This is a genomic window from Mesorhizobium sp. P171375, from assembly GCF_057786075.1.
In genome coordinates this window covers 3,659,212-3,679,706 of record NZ_JBYNWF010000001.1, presented here as the reverse complement: position 1 = coordinate 3,679,706, position 20,495 = coordinate 3,659,212, and the positions used below count along the sequence as shown (strand labels likewise).

The following is a 20,495-nucleotide window of genomic DNA, read 5'->3' as shown; positions in this document are numbered from 1 at the left end:
AGACCATGAACGCCGTGGCGAGAGACAATGTTCCCTGCGCCCGGCGGGAAGGCGGCTCAATCGACGGCCGGTTCTCCAGCGAATTCACTGGAGGTAAGCGCCTCGCTTGACAGCGGACCCTGTTTGTTCTCTATTTGTTCGTCAAAACCACCCTAGCAACAGACGCGGCTAATGCTGCAACGCCCAAAGGAACGGCCGGGATGGAACCCACCATCCTGCATGCGGATCTCGATGCCTTCTATGCCTCCGTCGAGCAGCTGCTCGACCCGTCGCTCAGGGGCAAGCCGATTGCCGTCGGTGGCGGCGTCGTGCTGGCCGCTTCCTACGAGGCCAGGGTTTTTGGCGTGCGCGGCGGGATGCCGGGACGGCGCGCTCGGGAGCTTTGCCCGCAGTTGATCTTTGTCGGCGGAAATTTCGGCGAGTACCAGAGACTGGGCGACGCCGCGATAAAAGTGCTCGACGATTTCACGCCGCTGGTCGAGCGGATTTCCATCGACGAGGCCTTTGCCGATGTCGCCGGCTGCACGCATCTGTTCGGGTCGCCGGCCGAGATCGCCGCCACGGTGCGGCGACGTGTACGGGCCGAGCTCGGCCTCCCGATCTCGATCGGCGTGGCGCGCACCAAGCATCTGGCCAAGATCGCCTCGCAAGTGGCGAAGCCCGACGGGCTGGTGGTGGTCGATCCGGCAACGGAACTCGCCTTCCTGCACGACCTGCCGGTCGGGTTGATGTGGGGCGTCGGCCCGGCGACCAAAGCGCGGCTGGCCGAGATCGGCATCGAGACCATCGGCCAGTTGGCCAAGACCCACAGCGGCGCGTTGCGCCGGCTGCTCGGCCCCGCCGCCGGCGAGAAGCTGGCATCGCTGGCGTGGAACCGAGATCCGCGAAAACTCGAGACGCACCGGCGGGCGCATTCGGCCGGCGCCCAATCGGCGCTCGGCAAGCGGCCGGCCGAGGCCCATGTGTTCGGACCTGTTCTTCTGCATCTGGCAGACCGGGTCGCCAGCCGGCTCAGGGCAAAATCGCGGCCCGGCCGCGCGGTGACGGTGCGGGTGCGTTTCGCCGATCTGCACGCGGTCACGCGCTCGGTGACGCTCGATCAGCCGATTTCGGCGACGGCGATGCTGGCCGAAATCGCCGAGGAGCTGGTGCGCGGCGTGCTGGCCGCCAACCCTCGGGAGAAGACCATCTCGCTGCTGGCGATCTCGGTGTCGCAGTTGGAAGAAAGTGCCGAGCTGCAGCTCGAGCTGCCGCTCGGCCTCGATGACGAGAAGCAGCGGCCCGGCAGCAAAAAGGGCCTGGCGCGCTTTGGCGCCGACCGTGCCATCGACAAGATCCGCCAGCGCTTTGGCAGAGAGGCGGTCGGCTATGGCGCGGTGGCGCTGGAAGCCCGGCGCTCGGTCCCCGACGCCTTCCGCGAACTGGCGGAAAAGGAGCTGTGAAAACTATCGGCCGGTGCGCCAATAGCGATGCACCTTGACGCCGCTTGCATTTCTCCCATTCCAGGGCTCGCAAGCTATGCCGTCATGGTCGGCGTCGTGCGTCGGCCAGTAGCCCGGTTCTCCCAAACGCGCAGGGGCCAGGCCGACGGCACGGGCAACGCTACAGTTCGGAAATGCCGCAAGGTGCCTGAGCACGGCCCAAGGCGAGTCGAACCGGACGCCCAGGAAGCCGGAAACGATGTAGCCGAACAACAGGATGAATGGGGCCAGCATGGCCAGCCATCTCAACCTGCCCGACCTGCCGTGGCGGCGATGCATTGGCCAACGCAGGAACGGCAGGAGCATCATCCTTGGCAGCCAAACCTTCCATGGGCGCAAAAAGTTGCGCAGGCAATGTCGCAAACGCTGCGCTGCCTCTATAACAGGTTTGGGTCGAGAAAGGCAGGACGTGCGATTGCTTGGGGGTTTCCTGGGAGAGTTCTTGCAGCGTTGGGGCAGATTGTCGCTGGCCCTGCAGTTCCTCATTGCCGGCGGTATCGGGCTGCTGGTGGTGATGCTGGTGGTCGGCCTGTGGGTGACCTCGCAAATCCGGCAAGGCGTCATGCGCAATTCCGCCGCGACCACGGCGCTCTATGTCGACAGCGTGATCGCGCCGCTATTGCCCGACATGCGCAAAAGCCGCGAGCTCGACGATACCGTCAAGCGGGCGCTCGACGAGACGCTCGACCAGGGTGCACTCGGCCAGCGGCTAGCGTCGTTCAAGCTGTGGCGGCGCGACGGCACGATCCTCTACGCCAAGGATACGACGCTGATCGGCAAGGTGTTCGAGCCCAACGCCAACCTGGTCGCCGCCTTCAGCGGCAATGTCGTGGCCGAGTACAACGACCTCGACGACGATGCCGAGAGCCAACACGAGAAAAAGACTGAAGCTGGGCCGCTGCTGGAAATCTACAATCCGGTACGCGAACCCTGGTCGGGCGAAGTCGTCGCCGTTTCGGAGTTCTACGAGGTTGCCGACGGCTTCGAGTCGACGCTGAACGTCGCTTTGTGGCAAAGCTGGCTGGTCGTGGCCGGCGCCACCGCGGCAGCATTGGCGCTGCTGTCGGGCATCGTCTTTCGCGGCAGCCGCACTATCCAAACCCAGCGGGAGGCACTCGAGGCCAAGATCGCCGAATTGCGGGCGCTGCTGTCGCAGAACTCATCTCTGCGCGAGCGCGTGCAGCACGCCTCGCGCCGCGCCACTGCGCTCAACGAACGCTATCTCAGGCGCATCGGCGCCGATCTTCACGACGGGCCGGCCCAGCTCGTGGCGCTGGCGGCACTCAGGATGGACAGCCCGATCTTGCTTGATCCCGGCGCCCCCACCGCGCTGCGCGAAGCCGAGATCGCCGACATCCACAAAACGCTTGATGAAGCGATCCGCGAGATACGCGGCATCTGCAACGGTCTCGTCCTGCCGCAGATCGAGACGGCGGCGGTGCTCGACATATTGCGGCTGGCGGTCACCGAACACCAACGGCGGACCGGAACCTCGGTTTCGCTGACGCTGCCAAAGCGCTTGCGCGAACCCGGCCCTTCCGAGAAGATCAGCATCTATCGTTTTGTCCAGGAAGGCTTGAACAATGCCTATCGCCACGGGAAAGGCAGGGATCAGGCGGTGAAAGCGGCAATGAAAGGCGGCAAGCTGTTCGTCGAGGTCCTCGACGGCGGTCCCGGATTCGACCCGGCAAGAAGCGAGGGCCTTGGGCTTGCCGGTCTCAGGGAGCGTATCGAGAGCATCGGCGGCCAGTTTGAAACTGTATCTGGCCCACAAGGCACACGACTGGTGATAACATTGTCCATTGAGGAGCAATCGTGACCCAAGCCATCCGCATTGCCATTGTCGACGACCATCCGTTGTTTCGCGAGGGCGTAGCGCGCAGCCTCGGCGAGATCGGTGGTTTCGAAGTGGTCGGCGAAGGCGCCAGCGCCGAGGATGCCGAAAGGCTGGTCGCGACCATGCGGCCCGACATCGTGCTGCTCGACATCAGCATGCCGGGCGGCGGGCTCGCCGCCGCGGCAAGCATCATGACCGGGCACCCCGGCCAGAAAATCGTCATGCTGACCGTGTCGGAAGCCAATGCCGACGTTGCCCAGGCGCTCAATGCCGGCGCGCGCGGCTATGTGCTGAAAGGCGTCGGTTCGAAGGCGCTGGCTGAAATCCTCAGCAATGTCGCGGCTGGCGAAAGCTATGTCTCGCCGACACTGTCGGCCCGGCTTCTGTCGGACCTGTTGCAGCCGGCGAACCGCAAGGCCGAACCTCTCCAGCAGCTCACCGGCCGCGAGACCGATATTCTGCGCCTGGTGGCGGAAGGCTTGAGCAACAAGGAAGTCGCCGCACGGCTTTCGCTGCAGGAGAAGACAGTCAAGCATCACATGACGCGGGTTCTGGCCAAGCTCAATGTCCGCAACCGCACCGAGGCGGCGCTGCTGATGCGCGAGGCGCGGGAGCGCGCGAGTTGACGCGCGGCGCACGGACGACGCCCATCCGCCCCAGGCACTGAGGCAAAAAACACATCCGCCTAAAACGGCTACTCTCACAAACTTTTCAAACGTGCCACATCGGCGGGGGTCGCCGCGCGCTCGATAATGGTGCGGTCGAGCGCATCCTTCATCGTGAACCGACCATTTTGGATCCGTTCCTTCATGCCGTTGGGATGGGTGACCGTGATGCCGGTGGCGTCGACCTCGACCTGGTCGCCGGTTGCAGAATTCACATGGCTGGCCTTGCCGGCGCCGGAATTACCCTTGCCCTTGCCGTTACCGCCGCTGTTGCTGTTACCGTTTCCACCGCTGTTGCCGTTGCCGCCACTGTTGCCGCCGCCACCCCCATTGCCGCCGCCATTGCCGCCGCCACCGCCATTGCCGCCATCCTTGGCGAAGGCATTGCTGGCGGCAATCTTGGCGACGCCGTCAAAGCTGAGGTGGTAGGGCACAAGAATCAGGGCGAGCGTTGTGGACGCCCGCAAGGAAAGCCAGCAGAGTTGGCGCAATCGCGTAATCTGTTCTTCCCCTGACGGTCAGCGAAGACCAATCCGATCTGTCCACAACCGGAATGGCGTTGTTACCAAAACAGCATCCACAAATCGACGGCCTTGCGAAAGCGGCTTACGACCCTTGTCTCGGCAAATACAGACCTTTTTTGTAAAATTGTCAGACTTAAGTCCGATATTTTGCAACCTCTAGCTGCATCCGGTCTGTTTGAGCAGACCGACCAGCCGGGCCAGGCCCGCATCCATCAACGCGACTTTCGGCACGATGCTGTTGACGCTTTCCGCACCGCAACCCGATCCTCGGCCGCGCCATGCAAAGCCAAGAACAATGGTTTTTAGACGAAGGTGGATTTGCGGGTTAGCGCATCGGCGACAAGAAAAGTCGAGACGGGATGACGGTACCGCAAAGGTTGACAGTGCCAATCTGTCAGGCATTATCGCGTCATCCTGGAGGATGCACTATGAAGAAAACCTATTTGAAGCCGGTGCTGGTCAAAAAAGGCAAGCTCTCGCAGGTTACAGCCGTCACCAATGGCGCCGGTTCCGGGCCCACCACATAAGGGTCGGATCGTCCTCGGGGGCGAGGCGCAGGTTTTCAGTATAAACAATTGGAGATGGGAAATATGAAGAAGACCTATTCAAAGCCGGTGTTGCTCAAGAAGGGCAAGCTCTCGCAGGTCACCGCGAACGGTGCTTCCAGCATTATCCCGGGCTGAGCCTTTCACCCGGATTGATCGAGGCCATCCTGACAGCGTCGGGCGGCTTGATTGTTTTTAGGGCATGATGTTTTCCCGAACCGCAGGTCTCGGGACCAACTCAGCGTGCAACCACCATATCTTCAAGCACGAGCTGCCAGTAGTGGCGTGTGGAAAAACGCACGCGCGTCACCGCTGCCAACATCGGCACGTAGTGTACGGGTGCCAGCGCCGACAGGGTGACGGTGTCACTGGCGACCAGCCGGTCGCCGAGCCAGCTCTCGATCAGGGCGGTTTCGCCTTCGGACCTCAACCACGCCGCAGTCAGCATCACCGAGTGGAAGCCGAACGGTTTTTCGCTTGAGAATTCCGCCGGATGTCCGCTGCTCGTATAGCAGACATGGTCTCCCGAGATATTGCCGTTGACATAGCCTTCGCTGCCTTCGGTGTTATCACGCGCCATCGCGTTTAAATTGAACCAGGTGAACCCGGCATAGCCGGACGGCACTTTGCGCAAGCCGCGCCCGGTGACATCATCGAAACCGATGGTCTGCAAGGACGCGGCGCTGTCTATGGCGACATTTTCAGGCGACAGCAGGCCAAGCTCGGTTGGATAGGCCGACAAGGCCAGCCGGCGCACCACGCCACCGTCGGTGATTTCGACCGCGTCGGCGTCATCGGGCAGATCGACGCGAAAGCCGGCGCCGGCGCCAAGCGGATGCATCGCCAACACCTGCCCGTTTCGCATCACCGAGACGCTCGCCGAGACCTTGTCGGCTACGTGGCCGCTGAGCCAGCGGACAGGGAACAGCCCGACCGGTTGCAGCATCGCTTCCGAAACCAGCCCGGTCGGTGATCCCGGCAGAGACCGGAAGTGCTGCGACTGGATCTCGTTGGCGCTGTTCGAACGCCAGCCGGGTGGCGGCGAAACCGTGAACCGGTAGGTGCCCGGCACATGGATGGGTGCGGCCCGGCGTTTCGTCGACATCTTGAAATTGGCAAAGCCACCACGATTGCTCCGCGCCGCTGCAACGAAACGGCCGTCGCCGTCATGCAACCTGACCATGATGCCGGCCATCGGCCGGTCGCCCAACCCATAGCGACCGTCCCGATCGGCGTCGAAATAGACAAAGGACGAATAGTTGAGGTCGCCGCGGCTGTCCGACCAGTCGCGTCGCACGAGGTAGTCATTTGCCGGATTTTCCCGCAGCCGGACCTTGCGGCGGGACCGCACCTGCCGCCAGGCGAGCGCCGCAACGACAAGGGCAAGCCCCAGGAGGAATGCCGCTTTGAGCAAAGAGGATTCAAGCACCACTGTCAGCCTTCGCCACGCCATGGGATCTCCGCAATGAGCCATATACCGATGCCGCAGTATCCAGAGCAACCGGACACCGCGGCCGGGGAACCGTGCGTGCGACCTACATCCGCATTTCAGCCCAGAAGCTTTGCTGATCCGGCGTCTGTTTAAGACTGCCGTGACATTGGTGGATATCCAGCCCGGCGCTGGTGTTGGCCTCGACGATGACGATGCCGGTTGGCATCAGCGCGACATCCCATCCGACGAGGCCGGGATAAGGCAACAGGCTCGCAAGTTGAAGCATGGTCGATTTGACGGCCTGCCAGCCGGGCACGGCGGCGCCGCGAATCTGGACACCGCTTTCGGGGTGCGTTTCCCGTAATTCACGCTTCTTGAGCTCGGCATTGTAGAACAGCCCGGCGGCCAGGACGCCAGTGTCGACATCCACCCTGGCGGCGATACCGCCTTTGCCCGACTGCCAATTGTCGGTGGGATAGGTCGCAGGCCGGCCCATTTTCATCGTCGCCGCCAGCAGGATCGGCCGGTGATCCGAAAAATGCGTGCCGGTCAGCACGCGCAACGTATTCAACGTCGCCGGGAAGAAGGCTTCGCTCCACGGCCCCTGCCGGATGATATCGCACACGATGTAGCCGGTGGACGACGTGTTGGAAAAACTGTCCAGAAAATGTCGCGCCGCGATGCGATTGCCGTTTAGCAGGATGCCGTCGGGCAACTGGGCCAGCCTCATGGCGCCCTTGCCCTTACCCTCGCCGGCGGGCTTCAGGAACAGCTCGCCTTTTTCGGCGAGCAGCTGAAGCAGCCCATCCAGTTCGAGGATCTTGTCATCGCCAGCCAGGCTTATGAGCTTTCGGCCTGCAATATAGTGGCTGGCCGGCGGCGCCACGGATGGCATGACGCAATCGAGCCAGAGCTTCTGATCCAGTTTGTTGTGCAGTGCTTGGTCAAGGCGGAGATTGTAGATCGCCTTGCGCCGCCGCTCCAAGGTGAAGTTGAAATAGTCATGCTCGCGGTAAGCCCTGTCCTCCAGCATCACCAGGCTTTTTGAGGGATGCCCCTTGGGCAGGCTACGAAGCCGCCAACGGAGGGTCGGGGCTGAACTGGAAAACTCCGTCTCCAGAAAGGCTTTGTAAAACAACCATCGCCGCGCAATCGACATGTCCCACTCCTCGCCCGGGTGCCAGGGTATTACATTTCGAAAGACAGTTCACGCGCCGACCGGCGGCTATTCCGGCGACGGCACAGGCGGCTTCGTCGTCAGCGCGGCGCCGAAGGCGGCAACGACCACGGCGGCGATGCCCGCGCATTGCAGCGGGCTCAGGATTTCATGCAGGAACAGGAAACCGGCCAGCGCGCCCAGCGCCGGCTCCAGGCAGGTCAACGTGCCGTAGAGCCTGGCCGGCATGCGGGTCAGCGCCACCATCTCCAGCCAGAACGGCAAGGCGCTGGAGAACAGGCCGACCAGCAGCGCACTGACCAGGATCGCCGGTGCGACCAGGCCGGAACCCGCCTCGGCGATGCCGAACGGCAGGGCGACAGCGGCGGCGATGATCAGCCCGTAAGCCGTGGTCTGGCTGCCAAGCTCGGCGCCTGCCTTTTGCGCAAAGACGATGTAGAGCGCCCAGCAGCCGCCGGCGGCAAGCGCCAGCATCACGCCGATCGGGTCAAGCGTGCTGCCGGAGTGGATGAAGGGCGACAACAGCAATATGCCGGCGATGGCCAGCGCCACCCACACGAAATCAGTAGCGCGCCGCGACGACAGCGTCGCCACCAAAAGCGGACCGGAGAATTCCAGCGCCACAGTAATGCCGAGCGGGATTCTGGCGAGCGCCGCATAAAACAAAAGGTTCAGCGCCGCGAGGTTCACACCATAGGCGATGAGCCAGGGCAGCACGGCGCGCGACGGCCGCACCCGCCAGGGTCTCAGCACCGCCGCCAGCATCAGCGCGCCCACGGCCAGCCGCAGCGCCGTGGTGCCATTGGCGCCGATCAGCGGAAACAGGCTCTTGGCGAAGGTGGCGCCGATCTGGATCGACACCATGGCGCCGAGCAGCGCGCCAATCGGCAAGGCTTTCGCTTCGGCTCTGGCGATTGGCGTCGACGTCAATTTCAGTCTCCTCCGCGACGGCGCGACCAGTGGGCCGCAGCGCAGGCTCGGGATAGGAGCAACGGGCCTGGCTGTCGTGTGGCACGGCCGGGTCGTTGATGGGGCACAACGCTATTTCCTCTCCCCCGTCGATCGGGGGAGAGGAAAGACGCTAGTTCACCACCCCATACACAAGGCTCACCCGTCCGTCCGAAAGCGGCTCGACCTTGCGCAGCTCCAGTCTGTGCCGGGCGTGCACTGTGCCGAACAGCGCCTTGCCGTCGCCGGCGAGCAGCGGATAGACGATCAGCCGCATTTCATCGACCAGCCCAGCCTCGATGAGGCTGGCGGTGATGCGGGCGCCGCCCATGAGGTAGATGTCTTTGCCTGGCTCGCGCTTCAGCGCGGCGATGTCGTCGAGACTGCGCAGGAAGCGCGTCGACGGCCAGGCTGCCGAAGTCATGGTGTTGGACAACACATAGTGCGGGGTTTTCGCGGCAAAGCGCGACCATTCGAGCTCGGCCGGGTCGACCAGCTTGCCGGTCATCGGCAGCGGCTGGTCCGGCTCGTTCTCAAGGATCGCGCTCCAGTAGCGCTCATAGCCGGCATACATGACGCCGCCGAGCAGGCAGGCGTCGATCTCAGGCATCAGGCCGTATTCCTCCGACCAGTTGTCGACCCAGTCGGCGAACCCTTCGGGTCCTTCCATCTTGCCGTCGATGGAGATCTTCATTCCAGTGATCAATTTACGCATGACTTCCTCCTTCAGGCTTGCGGGATGCAAGCACGTTGCTTGGTTTCACCTGTTTGCGTGTGCGCCTCGATGGCTGGCGAAGGCGCGTGTTTCGCCGGCCCTTGCGCCGGCATACGGCGCAAGGGATCGATGGTGCCCCGCCCGGTTGGACCGGACGATGCGTTAGGTCAGGTCCTGCGTCAGGTCAGGCCGGCAGGCGCTGGTCGTAGTCCGTCATGAGGCGGCTCCAGCCGTCCCAAAACGGTTCCGGCTTTTCGCCCGTCACGCGGGCGGCCAGGATGTCGAGATGCATGTGCCAGCCGGCGGCATGCATCATGAGGCTCGAGCGGTTGGGCAGGCGGCGGTGGACCAGGGTGAGCAGGACGTCGTCGCCGCGCTGCGCCAATTCGAACGTGACATTGCCGCTGCCGTTCCAGGTGATGGTGAGCTTGCGCGGCGGATCGCATTCGACGATCTGGTTGTGCATCCGCTGCTCACCGCCAGCGAAGCTGGCCGGCCTCTGGCCGGGCGGGTCGGTCAATTCGTCGTTGCGCCAGACCAGCTCGAAGGAAGAGCCTTCCTCCATATCCATGTCGCCGGCCGCCAGCCACTGGCGACGCAGATCGCTCTGGGTCAGATATTCCCAGACGCGCTCCCTGGTTCCGGGCAAAAGCCGTTCGATCCTCAAGGTGGCGGGCTGGATCAACTCGGCGTAGCCGTCGAAGCTGTTCATCTGGTTCATTGGTCTTCTCCCTCGGATGATGTTGGCCTGGGCGATGTTGGCCCGGATGATTCTGGCTTGGATGATTCTGGCTTTGCCGGTGCCGGCGTCGTCTGCGCTATCGGCGTTTTGCGCTCCTCGCGCAAAAGCTGTTCGAGAACATCGAGGCGGCTGTTCCAGAAACGCGAGTATTGGGCGAGCCACTGATAGGCGGTGGCTAGCGGGTGGGCCTCGAGGCGGCAGACATGGGTGCGGCCGCGCACTTCGCGCCGGATCAGCCCGGCATGCTCCAGCGCCTTGATGTGCTTGGAGGCGGCGGCCAGCGACATGGCAAAAGGTTCGGCCAGCTGGCTCACCGTGCGCTCGCCGCCGGCGAGGCTGTTGAGCATGTTGCGGCGCGTGGCGTCGCTAAGGGCGTGAAAAACCTGGTCCATCTGGGGCGTCTCTAATTCAACCATGTAGTTGAATATAGATGCACACTTTTTGATAGTCAACCGTTTGGTTGAATGTTTTTTTGAATAAGCGCCGCCGCCCCTACCCCCCTTGTGGGGTGACGCCGGTTCGCGGAGCGAATTCATCGTGCCAGTGGCACGATGAAAGGCGGCGAACGCCGGGACGCTGCAAAGCAGCGGGGATCCGGCAGAGGACCGCAGGTCCGGGTGGGGGTGCTTGGCGCAGACCGCGGGGGATGAGAGCAATCTCCCCCCTCGTGGGGGAGATGTCCGGAAGGACAGAGGGGGGCGCGTAGGATCGCTACGTCTCAGCTACCCATGTCTTCGGCAAGGCCGGGTGCCACATGTGATTGACAGGCCGGCGGGACAGCGCCCCCCTCTGGCCTGCCGGCTTTCGTCATTCGGAAAGCCAAGCAATTGGCTTTCCATCCGCTTCGCGGACCATTCCTCAACCCCCAGAAGGGGGGAGATTAGCAGTTTCTCTCACCCTGCCATCGCCAGCGGCACCGGGCTCTTGTTGGGGATCTGGATGTCGATCTCCAGCGTCGACATGGTCTCGCCGCGGTCCATCGAGACCTGCAGATAGTCCTGGTCGATCTGCACATGCTTGGCGATGACCGCCATGATCTCCTCGCGCAGGATGGAGACGAGGTCTGGCTGGCTGCGGTTGCGGCGCTCATAGGCGAGCAGCACTTGCAGCCGTTCGCGCGCCACCGGCGCGCTGGTGCGCCGCTTGAAGATGTCGAGCAGGTTCATGCCGCCCTCCTTCCCAAAAGACGATCGAGGAAGCCCTTGCGTTCGAAGGGCACAATGACCGGCAGCTGTTCGCCCTCGAGCCGCTTTGCGGCATCGATGTAAGCCTTGGCTGCGGCGTTGAGCGGCTCCGACAGCGTCACCGGCGAACCAAGATTGGAGGCCCTGAGCACATCCTGGCTCTCCGGGATGATGCCGAGCAGTGGCGTCGACAGGATCTCCAGCACATCGTCGATCGACAGCATTTCACCGCGAGCCGCGCGGGCGGCATCATAACGCGTCACAAGCACATGCTTGGCGATCTGCTCGCCCTGTTCGGCGCGCAAGGTGCGGGCGTCGAGCAGGCCGATGATGCGATCGGAATCGCGCACCGACGACACCTCAGGATTGGTGACGATGACCGCCTCATCGGCAAAGCGCATGGCAAGCTGCGCGCCCCGCTCGATGCCGGCCGGGCTGTCGCAGAAGACATAGTCGAAGACCGAGCGCAGCTTGCCGATGACCTCGGCGACGCCCTCCTCGGTCAGCGCATCCTTGTCGCGCGTCTGCGAGGCCGGCAGCAGGAACAGCGTCTCGACCCGCTTGTCGCGGATCAGCGCCTGCGACAGCTTTGCCGAGCCCTGGATGACGTTGACGAGGTCGAACACGACGCGCCGTTCGGCGCCCATGATCAAATCGAGGTTGCGCAAGCCGACATCGAAGTCGACCAGCGCCACCTTCTTGCCGGTCTTGGCGACCGCCGCCCCCAGAGCCGCGGTCGAGGTCGTCTTGCCGACGCCCCCCTTGCCCGAGGTGACCACCACTACCTTGCCCATCAATAAAGCCTCCGTTGTTGTCGTTATGTCGTTGGTCGGGCGCGAGCCGCGCCCGCCGCATTAGCTGAAAGGGGCGATGCGCAGCATGCCGTTGTCGAGAAATGCCTGCACAGGCTTGCCCCGGACTGACGGGTCCATCTCCTCGGCCGTGCAATACCAGCCGTCCACCGACAGAAGCTCGGCCTCGTTCCGGCGGCAGAAGACCTGGGCGGCCGTGTTGCCCTGCGCGCCCGCCGAAGCGCGGCCGCGCAGCGTGCCGTAGACATGGATGGAGCCGGTGGCGACGATCTCGGAGCCGGAAGCAACCGAGCCCAGCACGATGACATCGCCATGCGGATGGAAGATGAGCTGACCCGAACGGATCGGCGAGCGGATCATCAATGTGCCGGCGTCCGGCGCGGCAGTTTTGGCGTCCTGTGGCAGCGGCCTGGCCTCACCTGCCGGCTTCAAATCGCCCGAAGCCTTATCGCCTGCCTTCAGATCGGCCTTCGCATCACTTGCCGGCTTCATATCGCTAGCCGCCTCCTCCGCCCTGCCCGCCTTGCGGCTCGGCTGCAGCAGCCCGTCGGTGGTCGCCTCCTTGGCGCCGACCAGCACCGGCGGCAGATGCGCGCCAAGCTCGGCGCCGCCGTCGAGCTCCATGGCGTAGACGCGGATGCCGCGCTGGCCGAGCACGCCGATCAGCGCTTCGATGGCGACGACATCTGGCTTCAGCGTGTTCAGATCGAGCACCACCGGGCGGCCGGAAAAATAGCCCGGCGAGTTACCGATCCAGCGATCCAGGCTCTCCAGCCACACATCCAAAGGCGCCTCCGGCGTCAGCGTGAAAGCGACGAAGGAGCGGGCGCGAAAGCGAATGGATTTGGCCTCGAGGGGAGCGGCAAAGGTCACGGCGGGCGATTCCTTACTGAGAGGTAAACGCTAGCCGTGGTATGGTTAATGAAAGGTTAATGGGAGAGGGAGCCCGCGTGAAATCGGAAGGTTGGCTAGACGCCAGTTTCGGACGCCAACCGGCGACACATTGTACGTCTTGATAGGGCCGAGGAACGAACCCGCTGCGCGGGATGGGCGCGTGGGGTGAGGTAGCGATCACGACCCGGACGTCGCGCTCGCATTGAGGGTGGTTCGGCAGCGGCAGAGCATGGCGGGCTTCTTCAACAAGGAGCCTGACCATGCACCATCCCGTTCTCGATGCACCCGTCAGCCCGCTGCGCCAGCGGCTGATCGACGACATGAACATGCGGCGCTTCTCACGCGAGACGCAGCGCAACTATCTCCGCGACATCGGACGCCTGGCGACATTCCTCGGGCGTTCACCAGACACCGCTACCGCCGACGACCTGCGCCGGTTCCAGATCGAGCAGCAGGAGGACGGCGTTCCCGTGCCAACGATGAACAGCATCGTGTCGGCACTGCGCTTCTTCTTCACCCACACGCTCGACCGCCCGGACCTGGCGCGCAGGCTTATCCGGCTGGCGCATCCGCGCAACCTGCCCGTGGTGCTCAGCCGCGACGAGGTGGCCCGGCTGCTCAACGCCACCACGTGTCTCAAGCACCAGGCCGCATTGTCAGTCGCCTATGGCGCGGGCCTGCGTGTCGCCGAGGTGTCGATGCTGAAGGTTGCCGACGTCGACAGCGAGCGCATGCTGCTGCGCGTCGAGCGTGGCAAGGGCGGGCGCTATCGCAATGCCATGCTCTCGGAGGACCTGCTCACGCTTCTGCGTGAGTGGTGGAAGGTCGGACGTCAGCAGGGCGTGATGCACCGTGACGGCTGGCTGTTCCCCGGACAGCACGCGATGAAGCCGATCAGCACGCGGCAGCTCTATCGCATCGTCGTCGAGGCGGCCCAGGCCGCCGACATCGCCAAGCGGGTCGGGCCGCACACGCTGCGCCACAGCTTCGCCACCCACCTGCTGGAGGACGGCACCGACATCCGGATCATCCAGGTCCTGCTCGGGCATGCCAAGCTCAACAACACCGCCCTTTACGCGAAGGTGGCGACCCGAACGGTGCGCACGGTCACGAGCCCGCTCGACAAGCTTGGCCTGTTCAAGCCGGAAGAGATCTCATCCGACGGCTGAGCGTGCGCGCCTCGATCGAGGTTGCCGACGTCTTCCGTGCTGCCGGACCCGCTTACCGGGCCGCCCACGCAGGTCATCTGAGCCTGCAGCAGCTCAAGGTCATGTCGGCGATCGAGTATTGCCGCACCGCAGCCCTTGGCGGTCACGTCGAGGCTTGCGAGGACTGCGGCCAATGGCGGATCGCCTACAACTCCTGCCGCAACCGGCACTGCCCGAAGTGCCAGGGCGCGGCGGCGCGGACGTGGCTGGCCGAGCGCGAGGCCGACCTGCTGCCGGTCGGCTACTTCCATGTCGTGTTCACGCTGCCCGCCGAGGTCGCCGACATCGCGTTCCAGAACAAGGCGCTCGTCTACGACCTGCTGTTCAAGGCGGCAGCGGAGGCGATGCTGACGATCGCGGCGGATCCAAAGCATCTCGGCGCGCGCATCGGCATCACCGCCGTCCTTCACACTTGGGGCTCGGCGATGACGCTCCATCCGCATGTCCACATGATCGTGCCGGGCGGCGGCATCGCGCCGGACGGAAGCCGCTGGATATCTTCTCGGCCGGCCTTCCTGCTTCCGGTGCGCGTACTCGGCAAGCTGTTCCGACGGCTCTTCCTCACCCGGCTGGTCGCTCTGCACGACGCAGGACGGCTCGCCTTCTTCGGATTTATGGCGCACCTGTCCGCGCGGCAGGCATTCGTGCGGCACCTGTCGCCGGTCCGCAAGAAGCGCTGGGTGGTGTACGCCAAGGCGCCGTTCGCCGGGCCGGAGGCAGTGCTCGCCTATCTGTCCCGCTATACCCACCGGGTTGCGATCTCGAACCGCCGCCTCATCCGGTTCGATGAAGCAGGGGTCACGTTCCGCTACAAGGACTATCGTCGTGACGGCACCGATCGGCAGCAGGTCATGACACTCGCCACCGACGAGTTCATCCGCCGATTCCTGCTCCACATCCTGCCGCGCGGCTTCCACCGCATCCGTCACTACGGCCTGCTCGCCGGCGGCTCCCGCAAAGGCAGCCTCGCACGCGCCCGCGAACTGCTGAACGTTGCTGCGCCGTCGGAGGACGACAACTCGGTAGAACCGACTGACTTCCGTCCGCCATGCCGATGCTGCGGCGGAAGCATGATCATCATCGAGACGTTCGAACGGTGGCGACAGCCGCGCGGACCGCCGGACACCACCGCGACGAACCGGGAGAACTCTCCATGACCCGGCATGGCATGCTCCAGCGTTCAGCCGCAGGCGCCCAGCCTCCGGCAACGGACCCACGCGTGTCCATGGTGATCATCGACGCCGAACGGGTCGCGTCCGGCCGCGCGCCGAGCCGACAATACCGCGTGGCTGAAAGGCGAAGCGGTCCGTCCACATCAAAACCGACGCTTGCCGGCGGCGGTCGCGCCGTCGCCGACACCAGCCGCAAATCGAAATCCCCATAGCCATCGACTGTGGCCCACGGGTTCCTTCCTCGGGGACTTTCGTACGCCTGCCGGCGCCCGAAACTCTTCACGTTAACGGCCTGGCAGCTTTCAGGATGACTGGCAAGAAGGCCGACCGTTGCGTCCAGCGTAGTGCGGACCGCTTTGCGCCAAAAGCGGTCATTGATGTTGGTTCCGCGCCAGAGGCGGACGAGCTCGTAACCGATTTAAGCAACCGGAGTCAGTTATTTGCCCCGAGTAAGCGCAGTGACTCCGGAGGGCTTGGGCGCCCGCCACGGATCGCCGTTATCATCGAACGGGCTACCGCGGTAGCTTTCACTGCGGAGCGACAACTGACGTTCGGCGTCATCAGAAAAAGGCGGACTCTGGCACGGTTCTGGTCTATGCCGACGCTCGTTGCCGGTCCGCCGGCCTTTTGCAACTGGTCCATGAATGAAGCGCCAGCCCACGACGTCGAGCCTGTTACGCCGACTCAATCGTTCGGCCGTGGTGGATTTGATCCGCACCGAAGGAGTGGCATCACCTTCGAGCCTCGCCGGGCGGCTGAACATCAGTCTGCCGACGGTGATGCGGGTGATCGAGGATCTGATTGCCGAGGATTTGGTGGCGTATGACGGGTTTGACGAGTCCAATGTTCGGGGCCGTCCCCGGGCACGCATCAAGTTCCGCGGCGCGGCGCATGCGATCATCGGCATCGAAGCCGGCAAGGGCGAGTTCTATGGCGCCGTGGCCAATCTCGAGGGCGTCGTGCAGACCGAAATGCACGAGACCGCCGACGATGATGGCGAGCGCAATTTCGAGAAGCTGGTCGGCCTGATCCGCCGGCTGATGGCGGCCCCCCGCCCGCGCGGCCAGACCATTCGCGGCATCGGCATTGGCCTGCCCTCGATCGTCAGGCAGCCGGAGGGCGAAGTGGTGCTGACGCTCGGGCTCGGCTGGCGCGACATGCCGTTGAAGGCGCGGCTCAGCGAGCATTTTCAGATGCCCATCGTCGTCGAAAACGGGCGCAACCTCGCCGCCGTGGGCGAATGGGGATTCGGAGCCGGGCGTGGCGCCGACAGCGTCGTGAGCCTCTCGATCGGGCCCGGCGCCGGCGCGGGCGTCGTGATCGACGGCAAGCTCTATGGCGGGCACTCGCATGCGGCGGGCGAACTCGGCTGGTATCTCGACGACCCCCTCCTCACCGGGCGGCCGTTCGAACATCTGGGCGACAAGCAATCGCTGCGCTTTTTCGGCATCCCCGAACAAGCGACCAAGATGCTCGAAGAGGCCAACACCCAGTATGCGGCGGGAAAGCTCACCCTGGCCGCCGTCACCGACCGGCAGGCGGACAAAATCGCGCCTGTTGTCACCGAGTTGCTCGACTATGCGACGATGGCGGTGGCCAGTGTTGCTGCCTTCATGAACCCGGAAATCATCGTACTGGCGGGCCGAATCGTCAGCGGCGGTGATCTGGTGCTCGATGTGCTGCGGCATCGCCTCAGGGGCAATGTGTATGACCCGCCGCGCCTCGTGATGGGCGCGCTGGGCCACCGCGATATCGTCCTGGGCGCGGTGCGTCTGGTGCTCGATGCGACGACCCTCAACCCTGGCGACAGCCTCGTGATGGGCGAACAAAGATCAATCGACCGTAATTGACAGCGACTGTATGTCGGCATTAAGTTTCTGACTGAAAGAAAAACCGCGTCCTGCGTCGTGTGGGAGCGTATCTTTCGTGGGAGGACTTCAATGACGAAGATTTTCAATCCGCTTGGGCGGACGATGCAGCGTCGTGACTTCTTGAAAGTTGCGGGTGCGAGCGTTGCGGTAGGGGCTCTGCCTGCGGCAGTTCGCGGTGCCGAGCCTGTCAAGGTGCTTGTGTGGTCGTGGGTGCCGAATCTCCAGCTTGAGGTAGACATGTTCAACGCCGCGCATCCGGGCATCCGGATCGAACTCGTGAATGCCGGCCAGGGCGAGCCGGAGTATCAGGCGGTCCGTGCTGGCCTGCAGGCGGGCAGCGGCCTGCCCGACGTCGTCCAAATCGAATACCAGCACCTCGAGAGCTTCCGCCAGGTCGACGCCTTCGCCGACATCGGCCAGTACGCCAATGCCCATAAGGGCGTGTTCCCCGAAGCCACGTGGAAACAGGTCGCCAAGGGCGATGTGGTCAACGCCATGCCGCAGGATACCGGTCCGATGGCGATGCTCTATCGCAAGGACATCTTCGACAAGCAGGGGATCACGCCGCCCACCACCTGGACCGAGTTTGCCGATGCGGCCAAGAAGATCCATGCGGCCGATCCGAATGTGTTCATCACCGACGCGCTGTTCAGCTCAGGCGACTGGGTCACTGCTCTGCTGTGGCCGATGGGCTGGAAGCCGGTCAGCCGCGATGGCGACAAGCTCGTAATTAGAATCAACGACAAGATTTCCAAGGACTTCGCCGCCTATTGGCAGGACCTTATTACCGCGGGTGTCATCGAGACCAAGCCGGGGTTCAACAATGAGTGGTACACCGGCCTCGACACGGGCCGCTATGCCAGCTGGCTCACTGCGGGCTGGGGTCCGGTGTTCCTGACCTCGTTCGCCAAGACCAGCGCGGGCCAGTGGCGTGCCGCCGATCTGCCGCAGTGGGACGCGAACAAGTTCGCGACCGGCAGTTGGGGTGGCTCATCACTGGCCGTGATGAAAGCGACCCAACATCTCGCCGAGGCCGCCGAAGTCGCGATTTGGCTGACAACGAATCCCGAAGCCACAATGCTCTACACCACCAAGCAATTCTTCTTCCCCTGTACCTCCGCGCTGCTGTCGAGCCCGGAATGGGCGGGCAACAAGATGGATTTCTACGGCGGCCAGGCGGTGAACGAAGTGTTCGCCAAATCGGCGAACGCTGTGACGCCATTTGAGTGGAGCCCGTTCCAGGGCTTCTTGTACCAGTCGATGACCGATGAATTCGGCGCCTCGATCGGCGGCAAGGGCACGCTGTCGGACGCGTTCGACCGCATCCAGGACGCCGTGGTCACATACGCGAAAGAACAAGGCTTCACCGTAGCCTGACTCCTCCCGGGCAACGGCCGGGCGCGCTTGACCGGCGCGCCCGATCTCTTCATCTTGCCGGACGGGGGACCATGGCATTGTCGAATTCGCCAGCCGCAGCGACGCGCCCAGCGCGATCGGGCGGTTTCACGTCACGAAAGCTCACGCCCTATCTGTTCCTGGCGCCCTTCGTGCTGCTGTTTATCGCCTTCATCGTCGCGCCGCTGGTTTATGCGTTCTACATGAGCCTCTACCGCGACACGCTGGTGGGCGGACGGCAATTCGCGGGTGCAGCAAGCTACATCAAGGTCATGGGAGACGCCAAATTCTGGGGCGGCGTGTGGAACCTCGTTTTGTTCGGCATCGTGCAGGTGCCGATCATGCTGGGCCTGGCGCTGTTGTTCGCCATCGTGCTCGATCGTGGCCAGGTCTATGCCAAGGGCCTCTTCCGGCTCGGCTTCTTCCTCCCCTACGCCGTGCCGAGCGTGATCGCGACGATCATCTGGGGTTATCTCTACGGCCCCACCTTCGGCCCGTTCACGCAGATGGCCAAGGCTTTCAACCTGCCGCCGCCGGACTTCCTGTCGCCGGGCGTGATGATCTTCTCATTGGCCAATATCGTGACGTGGGAATATGTCGGCTACAATATGGTGATCTACTACGCCGCGCTCAAGGCGATCCCTTCGGACCTCGCCGAGGCCGCGCGGGTCGATGGCGCCTCGCCCTGGCAATTTGCGCGGATGATCCAGCTGCCGCTGCTGTGGCCGGCGATCCTGCTTACCATCATCTTTTCAATCAACGGCACACTGCAGCTGTTCAATGAGCCGTATTTGATGCGCGCGCTCGCCAGAAACACCATCAATTCGAGCTACACGCCGAACCTCTATGCCTATTCGCTGGCGACTTCGAACCAGCAGTATGGCTATGCGGCCGCCGTCTCGTTCGTGCTTGGCATCGTGATCGCCGGGGCCTCCTACATCTTCACCCTGATCGCCAACCGCCGTCGGCCGGAGCAATGATGACTGCGACCACCGACATCGCTACTTTCGAAGCTGCCAGGCGCCGACCCGGCGAGCAGCGGCGCTCGCGGATCATGCTCACGCTGCTGCTGTCACTGTTCCTCCTCTACAGCTTCATGCCGCTGGTCTATCTGGTCCTATCGGCAACGAAGACGAATGGCGACCTGTTCACCACGTTCGGCTTCGGCTTCGGCACCGAGTTCAACCTCTGGCAGAATCTGAGCGATCTTCTGGCGCGCGACAACGGGGTCTTCATGCGCTGGATGTTCAACAGCCTGCTCTATTCGACCGTCGCCGGGCTCGGCGCCGCGATCTTGGCTACCGCGGCAGGGTATGCGTTAGCCAAATTCAAATTCGTCGGCCGCAATCTGCTGTTTGCACTGGTCTTGGGCGCTGTGATGATCCCGCAGACGGCCCTCGTCGTGCCGACCTTCCTGCTGCTGGCGCTTTCGGGACTCAGCGACAATCCGCTGGGCGTGATCCTGCCCTCGATGATCTCGCCGATCGGCGTCTATCTGATGCGCGTCTATATCGAGCAGGGCGTCGACGACGAACTGCTCGACGCAGCGCGTCTGGATGGCGCCGGCGAGTTCGTGATCTTCCGCGCCATCGTGCTGCGGCTGGTGGCGCCGGGCATGGTGACCGTGGCGCTGCTCTCGTTCGTCGGGACCTGGAACAATTACTTCCTGCCGCTGATCGTGCTGCGCACGCCGGAGTATCAGCCGATCACGGTCGGCCTTGCGACCTGGTATCAGCTCGCGCAGCAGGGCGGTGGCGGCGGACAGGTGCTCTTCTCGATTATCATCACCGGCGCGCTAGTCAGCATCATCCCGGTCATCGTGGTGTTCCTGCTGCTGCAGCGGTTCTGGCAGGGCGGCCTCACCGCCGGCGCCATCAAATAGACTATCGCCTG

Annotated in this window: 23 protein-coding genes and 1 pseudogene; 13 read left to right on the top strand and 11 right to left on the bottom strand. The window is 63.7% G+C overall.

Going from position 1 to position 20,495, the window contains the following annotated elements; all coding sequences use genetic code 11:
* Positions 1–200: 200 nt before the first annotated feature.
* Positions 201–1,442, top strand: a complete 1,242-nt coding sequence (gene dinB / locus ACYHH6_RS17675) for a DNA polymerase IV (protein ID WP_352587452.1) — start codon at positions 201–203, stop codon at positions 1,440–1,442.
* Between the two features lie 3 nt (positions 1,443–1,445).
* Here dinB and ACYHH6_RS17670 read toward each other — a convergent pair whose 3' ends face one another.
* A complete protein-coding gene (locus ACYHH6_RS17670) occupies positions 1,446–1,715 on the bottom strand; it encodes an excalibur calcium-binding domain-containing protein (RefSeq protein WP_352587449.1) in 270 nt (89 codons plus the stop codon).
* Positions 1,716–1,995: 280 nt separating this feature from the next.
* Here ACYHH6_RS17670 and ACYHH6_RS17665 point away from each other — a divergent pair, with 280 nt between their 5' ends.
* Positions 1,996–3,300 carry a sensor histidine kinase gene (locus ACYHH6_RS17665; RefSeq protein ID WP_435053371.1) on the top strand — a complete coding sequence of 435 codons (1,305 nt, stop codon included), beginning with the start codon at positions 1,996–1,998 and terminating at the stop codon, positions 3,298–3,300.
* A complete protein-coding gene (locus tag ACYHH6_RS17660) occupies positions 3,297–3,944 on the top strand; it encodes a response regulator (protein WP_352587443.1) in 648 nt (215 codons plus the stop codon). The genes ACYHH6_RS17665 and ACYHH6_RS17660 overlap by 4 nt, the downstream gene beginning before the upstream one ends.
* A 74-nt stretch (positions 3,945–4,018) precedes the next feature.
* Here ACYHH6_RS17660 and ACYHH6_RS17655 read toward each other — a convergent pair whose 3' ends face one another.
* Complete coding sequence (locus tag ACYHH6_RS17655; protein ID WP_352587440.1) at positions 4,019–4,450, bottom strand: hypothetical protein; 432 nt, start codon at positions 4,448–4,450, stop codon at positions 4,019–4,021.
* A 299-nt stretch (positions 4,451–4,749) separates the two neighbouring features.
* Here ACYHH6_RS17655 and ACYHH6_RS17650 point away from each other — a divergent pair.
* From ACYHH6_RS17650 to ACYHH6_RS17640, 3 genes and pseudogenes are all read left to right on the top strand, one after another.
* A pseudogene (locus ACYHH6_RS17650) lies at positions 4,750–4,836 on the top strand (DUF924 family protein); the annotation flags it as partial.
* A gap of 99 nt (positions 4,837–4,935) precedes the next feature.
* A complete protein-coding gene (locus ACYHH6_RS17645) occupies positions 4,936–5,034 on the top strand; it encodes a putative RiPP precursor (protein WP_352587438.1) in 99 nt (32 codons plus the stop codon).
* 63 nt (positions 5,035–5,097) lie between these two features.
* On the top strand, positions 5,098–5,190 hold the full coding sequence (locus ACYHH6_RS17640; RefSeq protein WP_352587435.1) for a putative RiPP precursor: 93 nt from the start codon (positions 5,098–5,100) through the stop codon (positions 5,188–5,190).
* Positions 5,191–5,290: 100 nt separating this feature from the next.
* Here ACYHH6_RS17640 and ACYHH6_RS17635 read toward each other — a convergent pair whose 3' ends face one another.
* The 9 genes from ACYHH6_RS17635 to minC form a co-directional block, all read right to left on the bottom strand.
* Positions 5,291–6,505 carry a hypothetical protein gene (locus ACYHH6_RS17635; RefSeq protein ID WP_352587432.1) on the bottom strand — a complete coding sequence of 405 codons (1,215 nt, stop codon included), beginning with the start codon at positions 6,503–6,505 and terminating at the stop codon, positions 5,291–5,293.
* 82 nt (positions 6,506–6,587) lie between these two features.
* Positions 6,588–7,643, bottom strand: a complete 1,056-nt coding sequence (locus ACYHH6_RS17630; protein ID WP_352587429.1) for a sugar-transfer associated ATP-grasp domain-containing protein — start codon at positions 7,641–7,643, stop codon at positions 6,588–6,590.
* Between the two features lie 66 nt (positions 7,644–7,709).
* Entirely contained in the window at positions 7,710–8,591 is an 882-nt protein-coding gene (locus ACYHH6_RS17625) for an EamA family transporter (protein WP_352587426.1), read from the bottom strand.
* Positions 8,592–8,742: 151 nt separating this feature from the next.
* Positions 8,743–9,324: a dihydrofolate reductase family protein gene (locus tag ACYHH6_RS17620; RefSeq protein WP_352587423.1), complete on the bottom strand. Its 582-nt coding sequence runs from the start codon at positions 9,322–9,324 to the stop codon at positions 8,743–8,745.
* Between the two features lie 184 nt (positions 9,325–9,508).
* Positions 9,509–10,045, bottom strand: a complete 537-nt coding sequence (locus ACYHH6_RS17615) for an SRPBCC family protein (RefSeq protein WP_352587420.1) — start codon at positions 10,043–10,045, stop codon at positions 9,509–9,511.
* Positions 10,042–10,482, bottom strand: coding sequence for an ArsR/SmtB family transcription factor (locus ACYHH6_RS17610; protein ID WP_352587857.1), 441 nt, complete (start codon positions 10,480–10,482; stop codon positions 10,042–10,044). The genes ACYHH6_RS17615 and ACYHH6_RS17610 overlap by 4 nt, the downstream gene beginning before the upstream one ends.
* Positions 10,483–10,959: 477 nt before the next feature.
* Positions 10,960–11,232 (bottom strand): cell division topological specificity factor MinE, encoded by a 273-nt coding sequence (minE, locus tag ACYHH6_RS17605; RefSeq protein ID WP_112560940.1) that lies wholly within the window; start codon positions 11,230–11,232, stop codon positions 10,960–10,962.
* Entirely contained in the window at positions 11,229–12,044 is an 816-nt protein-coding gene (gene minD / locus ACYHH6_RS17600) for a septum site-determining protein MinD (protein ID WP_029869303.1), read from the bottom strand. The genes minE and minD overlap by 4 nt, the downstream gene beginning before the upstream one ends.
* 60 nt (positions 12,045–12,104) lie before the next feature.
* Positions 12,105–12,935: a septum site-determining protein MinC gene (gene minC, locus ACYHH6_RS17595; RefSeq protein ID WP_352587417.1), complete on the bottom strand. Its 831-nt coding sequence runs from the start codon at positions 12,933–12,935 to the stop codon at positions 12,105–12,107.
* A gap of 281 nt (positions 12,936–13,216) precedes the next feature.
* Here minC and ACYHH6_RS17590 point away from each other — a divergent pair, with 281 nt between their 5' ends.
* The 7 genes from ACYHH6_RS17590 to ACYHH6_RS17560 all read left to right on the top strand — a co-directional run bounded on the left by ACYHH6_RS17590 (position 13,217) and on the right by ACYHH6_RS17560 (position 20,484).
* Positions 13,217–14,125 (top strand): tyrosine-type recombinase/integrase, encoded by a 909-nt coding sequence (locus tag ACYHH6_RS17590; RefSeq protein WP_488500454.1) that lies wholly within the window; start codon positions 13,217–13,219, stop codon positions 14,123–14,125.
* Between the two features lie 2 nt (positions 14,126–14,127).
* Positions 14,128–15,321 (top strand): IS91 family transposase, encoded by a 1,194-nt coding sequence (locus ACYHH6_RS17585; RefSeq protein ID WP_352593664.1) that lies wholly within the window; start codon positions 14,128–14,130, stop codon positions 15,319–15,321.
* The gene (locus ACYHH6_RS17580; protein ID WP_352593662.1) at positions 15,318–15,548 is read left to right on the top strand and encodes a hypothetical protein; all 231 of its coding nucleotides are present in this window, start codon (positions 15,318–15,320) and stop codon (positions 15,546–15,548) included. The genes ACYHH6_RS17585 and ACYHH6_RS17580 overlap by 4 nt, the downstream gene beginning before the upstream one ends.
* Positions 15,549–15,980: 432 nt before the next feature.
* Positions 15,981–17,186 carry an ROK family transcriptional regulator gene (locus tag ACYHH6_RS17575; protein ID WP_352592090.1) on the top strand — a complete coding sequence of 402 codons (1,206 nt, stop codon included), beginning with the start codon at positions 15,981–15,983 and terminating at the stop codon, positions 17,184–17,186.
* A gap of 90 nt (positions 17,187–17,276) precedes the next feature.
* A complete protein-coding gene (locus ACYHH6_RS17570) occupies positions 17,277–18,584 on the top strand; it encodes an ABC transporter substrate-binding protein (protein ID WP_352592092.1) in 1,308 nt (435 codons plus the stop codon).
* A gap of 71 nt (positions 18,585–18,655) precedes the next feature.
* The gene (locus ACYHH6_RS17565) at positions 18,656–19,582 is read left to right on the top strand and encodes a carbohydrate ABC transporter permease (protein ID WP_352592096.1); all 927 of its coding nucleotides are present in this window, start codon (positions 18,656–18,658) and stop codon (positions 19,580–19,582) included.
* The gene (locus tag ACYHH6_RS17560; RefSeq protein WP_352592099.1) at positions 19,582–20,484 is read left to right on the top strand and encodes a carbohydrate ABC transporter permease; all 903 of its coding nucleotides are present in this window, start codon (positions 19,582–19,584) and stop codon (positions 20,482–20,484) included. Before ACYHH6_RS17565 ends, ACYHH6_RS17560 begins: the two co-directional genes overlap by 1 nt.
* Positions 20,485–20,495: the final 11 nt, after the last annotated feature.